Genomic DNA, 12,038 nt, shown 5'->3' on the forward strand with positions numbered 1-12,038 from the left:
CGAAACGGCATGACGCGTACGCTGCAAGGGTGAACGATCCCGGACAGGACCTGGAACTGCGGCTGGTGCGCTACTTCACCGTGGTGGCGGCGCACCAGCACTTCGGCCGCGCCGCCGCCGACCTGCACGTGGCCCAGCCGGCCCTGAGCCGCCAGATCCAACGGCTCGAGAAGCACCTCGGGGCACGACTGCTGGACCGCGGACCCCAGGGCACCCGGCTCACCCCGGCCGGCCAGAGGTTCCTCCCCCAGGCCCAAGCCCTGCTGCAGGCCGCCCGCCAGGCCGAGCTGGCCGTGCGCGAACAAGCCGGGACCGAACGAATCACCATCGGCTACGTCGACGACCTGGTGATCACTGCCGCCGTACGGGAACTGCGCCACCGGCACCCGGACGCCGAGATCACCACCCGGTACCTGAGCTGCCGCGACGTCGGGGCACTGTCCGACAAGCGCGTCGACGCCCTGATCGCGCGGGTTCCGCTGCCGCTCGCCGCCGAGGACGTGGTCACCACCCCGCTGTACGAGGAGCCCAGGATGCTCGTGGTCCCGCGCGGCCACCCCCTGGCCGACCGCGCGTCGGTGACCGCGGAAGAACTGGCCGGCGAGGAGGTGGCGCCGTGCGCGCTCGAGACCGCGTACTGGACCTCCTACCGGATCCTCGGGACCGGTGTGCCGGAGATCGAGAGCTACGAGGACAAGCTCGAACTCGTAGCGAGCGGCAAGGTGATCGCCGTGCTACCGGTCGGCGATCGGCGCAGTTCACTGCGTCCCGACCTCGTCACCGTCCCGATCGAGGGCGCTCCCCCCAGCAAGGTCGTCCTGGTCAGCCGCAAGGGCGACCCGAACCCGATGATCAGGAATCTCCGTCTGACGGCCAAGGACGTCCTGACCGCCCCGGCAGCCTGACCGGGACCCGTCCGACCCGTGTGGCGCCGGACCGCAACAAGCAGTGCTCGTGGTGCTCGTGGTGAGGGAGAGCAACCGGACACACAGCGAGACGTGCCTGCCTTCAAGGAGCCTGAGAAGACAGCCGTCGGCAGGCGCTGCCGACCGGCCCGTCCAGCCTTCCGTTTCAGTTCAGGACCGCTCGCTCCTGCCAGCGGGCGAGGTCGCCTCGTGCGGCGAGGGTGTGCGGGTGGTCGGGACCCATCACCCGCAGGTAGTCCTCCAGCAGGCCGGTGTACGCCGCAGCAGCCCCGGCCGCATCTCCCGACTCTCCCTGCCAGCGGGCGAGGTCGCTTCGGGTGCCCAGGGTTTCGGGGTGGTCGGGACCCATCACCTGCAGGTAGTCCTCCAGCAGGTCGGCGTACGCGGCGGCCGCCGCACCCGGATCCCCCGCCTCTCCCAGCCAGTAGGCGACGTTGTTGCGGGTGCCGAGAGTGCGCGGGTGGCCGGGGCCCATGACTCTCAGGCAGTCCTCCAACAGCGCGGCGAACGCGCCGGCCGCGGCTGCGGCGTTCCCCGCCCTGCCCTCCCAGGCGGCCAGGGTACTGCGGGTGTTGAGGGTGTGCGGGTGGTCGGGGCCCATCACCCGCAGATAGTCCTCCAGCAGGGTGGTGTACGCGGCGGCCGCCGCACCCGGATCACCCGCCTCCCCTCGGCAGGAGGCGAGGTGGCTCCGGACGGTGAGGGTTTCGGGGTGGTCACCGCCCAGAATCCGCAGGCAGTCCTCCAGCAGTTCCGTGTACGCCGCGGCGGCCGCACCCGGTTCCCCGACACTGCTCCGCCAGGCGATGAGGTCGCTTCGGGTGCTGAGGGTCTCGGGGTGGTCGTGACCCATCACTCGCAGGTAATCCTCCAGCAGGCCGGTGTACGCCGTAGCAGCCCCGGCCGCATCCCCCGCCTCTCCCTGCCAGGTGCCGAGGCTGCCGCGGGCGTTCAGAGCGGCAGGGTGGTTCGGACCCAAGCGGCAGGTGACGCTGTCCGCCAGGTGCAGAAAGTGTTCGACGGCGGCGGAGACTTGACCGGCGCGCCCGAGGCTTTCGCCCAGGCGGAACAGCAATCCGTGGACCTCGGGCCGGTACAGGGCGTCTTCAGCGCAGGCGACCAGAGCGGTGGCGTTCGCGCGTAGGGCGCGGGCGAGGTCGGTGTCACGCTCCAGCTCGGGCCAGGCGTCGGTCAGAGCGTTGGCTGCGGTGCGCGCGAGGCGGTCGCGGTGGTCGGTGTCGAGGGAGTCTCGGGTGGCCCGCTGGACGACTTGGTGGACGCGTACTGCCTGGTGGGGTTCCTCGGGGTCGTGGTCGATCAGGTTCAGCCGGTGAAGGGTCCGCAACGCGCCGGTGGCCTCTTCCTCGGAGACCGCGAGCGGCACCGGAACAGGGCCTTCGCCCAGCTGGGCGGCGCGATGGGCGGAGAGATACGTGAGGGCCGCTCCGTGGGTCAGGACCGGGTGGGGGATGCCGTTGGGGTCGAGCATCGCGGTGAGCTGCAGCATGGGGCGGGCCAGGCCGGCGGGGCGGAGCCGGTCCGCGTACTCCAGGGACAGGGACCAGGCGGCGGCAACTGTGGCCGACTGGTCATCGGGCAGGGTGCCGGGCTCGGGGAGCAGGTCGTCGAGTTGCCGCGCGCGGTCGGCAAGCCGGATGCGGTAGGCGGCGGCGTCCAGGCCGGAGTCACCGAGGTAGGCGGCGGCCTGGGACAGGGCGAGCGGCAGGCGTCCGAGGTCTCCGGCCAGTGCCACGAGGTCCGCAGTGTTGTCGCCCCGACCGTACGCGGACAGGGCTCCCTCCAGGTAGACGAGAGACTCCTCCGGGGAGAACAGGCCCACCGGGACGAGGCGCCCGTAGCCGGTCAGGACGGCATCGCGACGACGGGTGGCGATCACGGTCCGGCCCAGAGGGTGAGCGGGAGGCCAGAGTTCGCGCAGGTCCCCGGGGTCGGCGACGTCATCCAGAACGATGAGCCAGCGCGCCGACTGCGATGCGGGCTTGGGCTCCAGCCAGGCCAGGAACGCGCGTGCGGCCTGCTCCGGATCGGTCGGGTCCGCGCCAAGGATCTCGACGGCCGCCTGGGCGTAGGCGCTGATGACAGCCTGCCGGCTCGCTGCCGTCACCCACACGAGGAGGTCGACCTCCCCGTTGCTCCAGGCGCGCCGGGCGTGGTCGGCGGCGATCTGGGTCTTGCCGACCCCGCCCATCCCGACCAGGACCTGCACCGCCCTGCCCGTGTCCCTGGCGCCGTCCCGCAGCCGGTGCGCTTCGGTCCGCTCCAGGAACGCGCCGGCCCGACGGGGCAGAACACCGACCTGATGCGGCCAGGAGACCCCGCCCCGCGGTACGGACTGATAGGTGACGTGATCGATGTGGTAGGCCGCCAGACCTCCTTGCACGGCGTGAACGTGTACCCCGCCGGCTGGCGGAGCGAAGTCGTGAGGGCTTGGAAGCGCCGGTCCGGTCAGCCCTGGGACGGATCCGGCACCGGAGGGTGGCCGATGTGGGCCCCTCCCTCCAGCACGGCCGCAGCGATGGAACCGTGCTCGGCCTTCACACTGATGTCCCGGCCGGCAGCCACCCCGCCCGGACCGGCCGAGACGCCACCCGCACCCACGCCTTCCTCCTCCAGCAGCGTCCGCAGCTCGGCTGCGGCCAGCTGCTGCTCCGGCTCCTCCAGATCCTCGAGCACGCCCTCGAACCGGATCTGCCACCCCCGGGCCAGAAGCTCCCGTTCCCGCTCCGCCCCGCCACCCGCGACCAGCTCGGCCGCCGTGCGGTCGAGCCGCTCCAACTGCGCCTGCTCCCGCCGCTCGCTGCCGCGCCCGAACCACCGCGCGACCCGGACCCTGACACCCGCCCATGCGTCCGTCGTCGCGGCCTGCACCACCCCGGCACCTGCCGCAGTGGCCAACGCGGTCAACGATTCCGCCAACATCGTGCCCACCCCCCCCATCACTGCACTCATACGCACGACCCACCACGGACCGTGCGCGACGGTCGTACCGGACCACGCGTACGCAGCGCGTGTTCCGCCCAAGACCCAACCGCAGCGATCAGCATGCCCTAGTAACGCTTTGTTAGCTCGTGTCGTATGGATGCGGGATGGCTTGTCGGCCGGTGGGGCAGGTGCCGGTCCAGGTGGCGATGAGGTGTTGGAGGAGGTCCGGGGCCTGGTAGAGGGTCAGGCCCTGGCGGGGGCTTTTGGGGTCCTCCGCTGTTCGGTCAGGAAGAAGTGGGCGGCGGTGACGACGGTGATATGCCGGTGCCGGCCCGGTGAACGAGCGCCCCTCGAAGTGGTCCAGGCCCAGGCAGGTTTTCAGCTCGCGGTAGTCGTGCTCGATCCGCCAGCGGGACTTCGCCAGGCGGACCAGATCTTTGGCGGGGATGTCGGCGGGCAGGTTCGAGATCCAGTACTGCACCGGGGATCGTGCCGTCCTGCGACGGCTTGGGACGACGCCCGGCGAGCCGGACCCGCAGGAACACGAAATGGGAGCTCATCGCCGCTTTCAAGCCCTTGCGCCACGTCAGGGTGAGGCCACTGCTGCGGCCTGCGGCCTGCGGCCAGCACGTGCTCGCGCAAGGAGACCGGGCGGGTGCGGTAGTGGGGCAGCGGCCGCGGGCCCGGGCTGCCGCAGGCCGGCTGGTGAGGTTCGGCGTACTCGCCGTAGGCGGTCATTTCGGCTTCGACCTGCAGCACGTAGGTCCGGCCGCGGTCTTCCAGGCTGCGGCGGAAGTCGGAGTTGGCGCGGTATCCGGTGTCCGCGACCAGGACTACGGGCCGCAGCCCAGTGGCGGCGAGTTCATCGAGCAGGTCCAGTGCGAGCTGCCACTTGGCCCGGTGGGGGACGGTCTCGAGGATCCGGCAGGCCCGCCTGCGGGCTGCGGCGTCGGGCCCCTCCCAGGCGGCGGGCAGGAACAGGCGCCAGGACAGCAGGCACGAGGCGGCGTCGGAGGCAGCGTGGACGCTGACACCGATCTGGCAGTCGCCAACCTTGCCCAGGGTGCCGGAGTACTGCCGGGCCGGCCCGGGCGAGGAACGGCCGTCCTTCGGGAATCCGGTGTCGTCCACCACCCACACCTGCGGCCGCGCCGCTGCCACCGCCCGTCATGCCAGCCGGGCCCGGACGTCCCCGACCGGCCAGGTCGAGGGCGTCATGAACTGCTGCAACTGCTGGTGATCGACCCCGAGCCGTTCGACCATCGGCTGCATCGACTTCCGCCGACCCTCCAGCAGTAGTCCGCGCAGATACCCCCGCAGCGGTGCTAACGCCAGAGCCTCCGTCAACCGCTATGCCACCACCCGGTCCGGCCAGGGACCGCGGCGGTGGTCGATCACTTCGGCCCTGCGGGGCCGTTCCTCTTCGCGTGCCGTCGGAGAGTGCCTCCCCCCGAGACCGCCGAAGGCGGACGTCCGGCCGGGGCGGGTTCCCCGGTCGGCCGTCCGCCTGTCAGATGATCAGTTGCGGCTGCTTGAAGTCACGACTGGTGTCTCAGCGGCGCGATGTAGGGATCAAGGCTCGCCCTCACATCGGAATCCGGAACTTCTCGGTTGCCCCCTACGCCGTTCCACCCCTCCAAGTGCCTGATCGCGTGGACCGGAACTCCCAGTCCAAGGTAGAAGCAGTGCACGAAAGCGAAGAAGGTCGCTTCGCTTCCCAGCTCTTCTTTCACCCATAGCGCGATGTCCAGCGCGTCGTCACCGCGGACCGCGCGCTCGCGAATGCCGGAGCCGATCAGCTTTGGATTCTTCATTTCCAAAATACGACCTCAACCCTGCTGTAGTTACCCGGAGTTCCTTCCCGCTTCGAGAACTCAACCCGCCCGGTGAAGCCGTGCTTCGTGGCCATCTTACCGGTGAATGTCAGCCGTGCTGCCTCCTCCTCGCTCAACTTGAGGCTCTGTATGCCGGCGTTGAAGCTGTCCAGGTTGTCCTTCATTTCACCGCCGCTCAGCCAGGTTCCCGCCATTCCCTTCGCGTTTCCGCCAATGTGCTCCATCACGTCGTCGATCATGACACTGCCGACCGGAGTCTTTCCCTCCTTGGCGAGAACGACGAGATGCAGGACACCTTCCTTGTCGATGGAGCCCGATATCCCATGACTTCCGCTGCCGTAGTCGTCGCCCCAATCAAGGCAAGGGGACGTACTGGCCTTACTGGACGCCGCAGCAGCCCGGGGTGCGGTCTTTCCAGCAGGGATCTTGGTCTTGCAGGCTTCGCGCAGCTTCTGGAAGGCCTTGTTGATGATGCCTGAGATGGCCGCTTCGGGTACGCCAAGAGTCCGCAGGGCCTTGTAGGCATCGGCGAATCCGATACCGGTCATCACGGCGGCGTCGGCCGCGCGGACGGCGTCCGCGATGGGCTTGAGGATCTTCCCTGCGAAGAGGAGCCCGACGTCCAGGGCCGCCCATGCGCAGCCGCCCCAGCTCCCGCGCTCGAAGCCGGAGGAGAACTTCTCGCCGCACTTGATCCAGTGCCCGAAGAGGATGTCCACCGGATCGATCCCCGCCTGGTACTCGGCGATCGTGATGGTGTGCGTGACTTCCTGCGAGAGCTCTTCCGTCGGGTACTGCCCCATGTACTTCGTCTCGCCCGAAGGACACGTGGACTTCGACGGGTCCATGACCAGCGTGTTGCACAGGTACACGTCGAGGAAAGCTATGTACCGGATCTTCACCGTCAGCGTGCAGTCGCCCTTGTAGAAGAGCGCGTCGATGATGCCGTCGCAGCCCGCCGTCTTCTTCAGGGTTTCGGGCTTGCCGATGTTCTCGGTGTGGTCGATGACGTAGAACATGCTGCCGATCGACCCGCCGGACCCGTCGGGCACGGTTCCGGCGTTGATCTGCTTCGCCTGGGCGGCCTTCTCGGCCCTGTCGGCGGCTTCCTGGGCCTCCTTGGCGTACCTGTCGGCGTCCTTCGCGGCCTGTTCGGCCTCGGTCGCGGCGATCGCGGCGCGGTCGGCGGCCTCCCGGGCGCTCTTCGCGTCCTGTTCGGCCCGGGTGGCCGCCGCGCGGGCGCCAGCGGCGTCGAGGGCTGCCTGGTCGGCGGAGTCGCGGGCCGCCTTGGCGTAGCCCTCGGAGCGGCCGGCGGCCTGGTCCGCGGCCACGGCGTCCGCCGCGGCCTGCCTGGCGTACTCGGTACTGCGGGCCAGTGAAGCGGCGGCCAGGGACGCCGACTTCGCGGCGTCGGCCGAGTAGCCGAGGGCCTCCTTGGCGTAGGTACGGGCGTCCGAGGCGTGCTTGGCCGCGTTCGCCGCGTGCTCGTACGCGGCCTTCGCGTCGCCCTTCGCCTGGTCGGCGAGGGCCTTGGCCGAGGCGGCCTCCTCCTGCGCGTTCTTGACGTGCGCGTCGGCGATGGCCTTCTGCTGTTCCGCGATGCTCTTCGACGCCTGCCCGGTCAGCACGACCAGGCCGGCCGCCGAGTCGGTGGTGACGTACGGCGAGCCGAGCTGGATCGCGTCGTTCGCGGGCTGGGCGACCTGTGCGGCCGCCTTGCCCGCGTCGACCGCGGCCTGGGCGGTCACATAGGCGAATCCCGCCGCCTTGGCGGCTGCGGCCCGGGCCTTGCCGGCCTCCGCGTTCGCCTTGTCCGCCTGGGACTTGGCCGTCTTGGCCTGCGCGTCCGCCTCGTTGGCCTCGGAGACGGCCGCCCTCGCGTCGAACGCGGCGCGCCCGGAAGCGCCGATCGCCTCGGCGGCGGCGCTCGTCGCCGTCCGCACCGCGGCGTCCGCCTTCAGCTTCTCGGCCTGGGCGGCGTCGGCGTCCGCGCGCGAGCGCTTGACCGCAGCCTCGGCGCGGGTCGCGGCCGCGTCGGCCTCGGAGGCGGCCTTCGTCGCCGCGTCGGCCTCGCCGCGCGCCTTGCCGGCCGCGGTCTCCGCGTCCGTCGCGTGCTTGTTCGCCTGGTCGGAGGCCGCGCGGGCGGCGGTGGCCTCCGGGCCCGCGAGGAGCGAAGCGGCGTAGGCGGCCTGGGCGTCCGCCTTGGCGCGCGCGGCGTCGGCCTTCTGTTCCGCTTGCCAGGCGTCGTCGCGCTTGGCCTTGGCCGTGTCGCGGGCCTTGAAGGCACCGTTCCTGTGCTCGACTGCGGTCGTCTCGGCGGCTTCGGCCTTGGTCCTGGCGTTGCTCGCCCTGGTCGCCTCCGCTTCCGCGTTCTTCTTGTGCTGCGCGGCCTCGGCCTGCCTGGCGGCCGCGGTCTCCTTCTCCTTCTTCGCCGTGGCCTCTTCCGCCTCGGCGGCGAGCCGCTTGGCGTGGGCGCCTGCTGCCGCCGCCTTCGCGTCGGCCTCCGCCTTCAGCGCCTCACCGAGCTTCGCCTTCGCGGTGTCCGCTTCCTTCTTGGCGTTGTCCCGGTGCGTCTTGGCCGAATCCGCGGCCGCCTTTGCCTGCAGCTCGGCCGTGCGCGCGGCCTCCCGGCGGAACTCCGCCTTCGACTGTGCAGCCTGGGCAAGAGCGCGCTGCGCGATGGTGTCGCTGTCCGCGCCGGAGGCACGCGTGGCTGCCTCCGCGGTCTCACCCGCCTTCACCATCGCGTCCAGCGCCGCCACCGAACCCTTGGTGACCTGGGCCTTCTGCTGACCGATCAACAGGCCACGCCCTCGCGGCGCCCCAGCGGAGTCCGCGACCGCGTAGGCGGCCTGCTCGGCGGTGTCGCTGGTGGCGGCGGCCTTCTTCGCGGCCGCGGCCTGGGCCTTCAGGACGTCGAGCTGCTTCTTGGCGCCCGTCTGGGCGTCCGTGACGGCCTTCTTCGCCTTGTCGAACTCCGCCTTGGGCGGAACGGAGCCGGTGTTGGCGGACGGCTTCACGTCGAACTGCTGCGAGCCCGACGTGTTGCAGTCCCACAGCCGCGCGTCGACGCCGTTGTCGTACGCCGACAAGTCCACGCACTTGCCGGTGCCGACGCTCTTCAGGCCGGTGGTGGCGCGCAGGTTGAAGTCCCAGGTCTGTGCCGGCGAGCTGTTGCACGTCGCGATCTGGATCTTGGTGCCGTTGGCGTTCTTGTTCGACGCCACTTCGAGGCACTTGAAGGACTTGCTGTTCCGCAGGTGCAGTCCGTGATCGTCCCCGAAGAGCTGCCACGACTGGGCCCCGGAGCCCGTGCACGTGTACACCTGCACGGGCGTCCCGTCGGCAGTACCACCGCCCTGCACGTCGAGGCACTTGCCGCTCGAGGCGTGCACCTGGATCGTCGCCGGGCTCTCGCCGACGGCTCCGACGCCGCCGGGAGACCAGTAGTCCTGGAAGCGGGCGGCGTGGTCGGCCACCCACGAGTGGCCCAGCAGCTCGCCCAGGGCCTTGGCACCCGCGGCCAGGGACTGGGTGGCGTTCTTGTTCGCTGCCAGGATCTGGTTCCGCTGCGTCTGCTGGGAGGCTATCTCCTGCTGCCACTCGGCGGCGGCCGTCTCGGTGATCCCGCCCAACACCTTGGCCGGGTCCATCGGGTCACGCCAGGCACAGGAGGCGAAGCGGGTCTTCAGGTCCTCGACCGCGATGCGGTACTCCGCCGTTCCCGCCGCCGGTGCCGTACGGGCGAACCCTCCGGAAGCGAGGAACACACGGGCGTTGTCGGCACCCGTCGGCTCCCGCGACCAGTCGGTGAGGGCCTTGTACGCGTCGCGCTCCGCGATCGCCCGGATCCAGGCGTCGCCCGTGACCTGCTGGGGGTCGGGGTCCTTGCCGTAGAGGGGCGCGCCGAGGTTCTTGACGGCCGTGACCGCGGCCGGCGAGGCGTGAGGCGTGGGGTCCTTGTAGAAGTCGCTCTCGGAGGTCCAGAACCGGTCGGCGGTCCACTTGCTCAGCCCGGTCTGGGCGTAGAAGTCCTGCTTGCCGTCACCGGGCGAGCCCGGGGGCCAGTGGAAGTCGGCGTTGTTGATGCCGCCCGGAGTGGTCAGCCCCTCCAGGGGCTTCTGCCACGTGGTCCGGAGGGAACCGATCGCCGTCATGGCGCTGCTCGCCGCGTCCCTGTCCTTCTGGTACGCGGCCGCGAGCGGGGTCTGCTCCCAGTGATTGCGGTCGGCCAGGGCATGGAGCTTGTCCTGCGGCTGGCTGAGGCCGTCCTGGGCGACCTGCGCCATGGCCGGCCCGCCCAGGCGCAGGACGTCGGCCATCAGGCACTGGTCCTGCCGCCACTGCTCGGCGGCGGTGTCGTCGAGCCAGTCCTCGGAGCTGCCGGCCGCGGCAGCGCGTAGTGCGTTGGCGTGGTCGAGCACTGCGGGATGGACGGCCAGACCGGCCAGAACGGCCAGCGTGCCTATGGATGTGACGGCGGGAGTGAGAAGCCGGGATCTGAGCGATCTCCGGGAGAACATGCCTGGTCTTGAGCGCACGAATGCTGTCCTTCACGGCGGATGAAGGCAACCGAGGAGCGGATCGGGCTCGAGGACGCAGCACCCGGGTCAGTTTGTGGACCCGAAGGCACAACCGGACAGCAGCGGACAATTTTGTGCGGCTGGTGTCGCGGCGAAGCGAGCTTTTCATCCCCCGAAGCGGCACCGTTCCCCCGGCCGCCTATGACGCGCGTCATGGGCAGCCTGGTCAGGGCTGCCATCGACGCGGTGATCACCTTACCCGCGGTTAACTTAAATGAGCCATACCTATTCGGACGCGCATACGGCCGCGTAGTGGGTAGAGACTCGGGCGGGCATCCGGCGGAGGGCGGCCGCATCGAACGGCGCCGTCTTTCATAGGTCCGGTGGCACAGCGCGGAGGGGGTGGAGGCAGATACCCGGCGGCGCATGGCTGTCCTCGGATGGATGATGCGGCGGCCGTCCCGCGCTGGAGTGGTACCGGCCCGTGGGGAGGTCGACGGCATGCAGCACTGCACACGCCTCGGCGGAACCGGACCTGACAGCGTGAAGTACGCCGTGACCATGGCCGGGGAGCGAGACCGCCCGCGGGTGCACTTCGATCCCGGCCGTGCTGGTCGCTATTCGCAATCTTTCCGCCACCACCGCAAAGTGCCCGGGACGGTGATAAGGGCGGTGAACAAGCGCCACGGCAGCCGACTCGTCCGCCTCCGCAGACCGACTCCAGGCCAGTGAGCCCAGGCCGTTTTCATCAGGTCATCGGATCGTTGGTTGATGTGTGCTGTTGCGCTGCCGGACCGGGGCCTGAGCGGGGCGGGCGGTGGCGTGAGCACTGGCAGGTGATCGACGCGATCGCGTTCAAGTACCGCACCGGGACGCCGTGGATGGACCTGCCCGAGCACTTCGGCTCGTGGAAGGGCGCCTACAACCGGTTCCGGAAGTGGGCGGCCGAAGGCACCCGGGCAAGGGTGTTCACCGCTCTGCTCGCCCAGGCCGACGCCGAGGGCGACCTGGAGCGGCCGTCGCGGTCGACTCCACGATCGTGTGAGCGCGTCAGCACGCCGCCGGGGCCCGTCAAAGCTGGAGTGGGACGACGGCAGGGTGGAACGGGCCGTGGTAGCGGTCAAGCAAGCCGGCCCCGGATATCACCGGCTCCGTCGAACTTCACGCGCTCGCGGAATCGATCGGCGCCACCCACGCGGCCGGCCAACGCGGTCTGGCGGCGGCCGTCCGGCACATCCGGGTCGCCGTCAAATACGGATGAGATCCGGGCCAACGGGCCACCTGGGGGCCTGCTGGCGCGCTGGAGTTTGGACCGATGCGAGCTGCGAAGCGGCCGCACCGCCCAACAAGACGCCCTGATCCAGCTGGCCGCGCCGGAACAGGCTGGCAGGGCGAACACCAAGCGCATCCGCCAGTACCAACAGTTCTTCGACGAAGGGCTGCGACAAGCCGAAAGGCGCTGCGGCACGGCGCGATGAAACGGTGCGACGAGAGGTGATGGACGGTGAACAGGCGACTTCCTCTGTGGCTGGCCGGGGTGTGCCTTCTCGCCCTCGCCTGCGAGACGCAACGCGATACCCAAGCAGCCCCAGCGGTCTCCGCACATGCCGCCACACCGAGATCCTCCGCCCAGGACCTTCCGCCCGCGGTTTTGCCCGCAGGTACGCGGGCCGACCGGGGCGGGCGCGGAGAGGGCCGGGGCACCGGGGCCCGCGGCCCGTCCTTTCCCGGGTCCCGAGGCGGTCCCGACAGCCGGCCGGCCATCCCGGAGGGGGTACGGCCGGTGACAGTCGGTGGGATCGGGGTGCCCT

General features: G+C 70.5%; 6 protein-coding genes and 1 pseudogene. 2 read left to right on the forward strand and 5 right to left on the reverse strand.

Annotated features, from left to right (window positions below):
* Positions 1-29: 29 nt before the first annotated feature.
* Positions 30-905, forward strand: coding sequence for a LysR family transcriptional regulator (locus ACXNSR_RS38815; protein WP_458640042.1), 876 nt, complete (start codon positions 30-32; stop codon positions 903-905).
* 166 nt (positions 906-1,071) lie between these two features.
* On the opposite strand, the gene fxsT is transcribed toward ACXNSR_RS38815, so the two are convergent.
* The 5 genes and pseudogenes from fxsT to ACXNSR_RS38840 all read right to left on the reverse strand — a co-directional run bounded on the left by fxsT (position 1,072) and on the right by ACXNSR_RS38840 (position 10,227).
* Positions 1,072-3,327 (reverse strand): FxSxx-COOH system tetratricopeptide repeat protein, encoded by a 2,256-nt coding sequence (fxsT, locus tag ACXNSR_RS38820; RefSeq protein WP_458640043.1) that lies wholly within the window; start codon positions 3,325-3,327, stop codon positions 1,072-1,074.
* Between the two features lie 65 nt (positions 3,328-3,392).
* The gene (locus ACXNSR_RS38825; protein ID WP_458640044.1) at positions 3,393-3,842 is read right to left on the reverse strand and encodes a hypothetical protein; all 450 of its coding nucleotides are present in this window, start codon (positions 3,840-3,842) and stop codon (positions 3,393-3,395) included.
* 270 nt (positions 3,843-4,112) lie between these two features.
* Positions 4,113-5,216, reverse strand: a pseudogene (locus tag ACXNSR_RS38830) (IS701 family transposase).
* A gap of 191 nt (positions 5,217-5,407) precedes the next feature.
* On the reverse strand, positions 5,408-5,683 hold the full coding sequence (locus tag ACXNSR_RS38835) for a hypothetical protein (protein ID WP_458640045.1): 276 nt from the start codon (positions 5,681-5,683) through the stop codon (positions 5,408-5,410).
* Positions 5,680-10,227 (reverse strand): RICIN domain-containing protein, encoded by a 4,548-nt coding sequence (locus tag ACXNSR_RS38840; protein ID WP_458643507.1) that lies wholly within the window; start codon positions 10,225-10,227, stop codon positions 5,680-5,682. The genes ACXNSR_RS38835 and ACXNSR_RS38840 overlap by 4 nt, the downstream gene beginning before the upstream one ends.
* Before the next feature lie 773 nt (positions 10,228-11,000).
* Here ACXNSR_RS38840 and ACXNSR_RS38845 point away from each other — a divergent pair.
* Positions 11,001-11,705, forward strand: a complete 705-nt coding sequence (locus ACXNSR_RS38845) for a transposase (protein ID WP_458643508.1) — start codon at positions 11,001-11,003, stop codon at positions 11,703-11,705.
* Positions 11,706-12,038 lie beyond the last annotated feature (333 nt).

This window comes from Streptomyces sp. NC-S4 (assembly GCF_054353315.1).

What these genes read in the sequence shown, in the direction of transcription:
- ACXNSR_RS38835 (WP_458640045.1), bottom strand. Translation starts at nt 5,683, where the DNA reads ATGAAGAATCCAAAGCTGATCGGCTCCGGCATTCGCGAGCGCGCGGTC.
- ACXNSR_RS38840 (WP_458643507.1), bottom strand. Translation starts at nt 10,227, where the DNA reads ATGTTCTCCCGGAGATCGCTCAGATCCCGGCTTCTCACTCCCGCCGTC.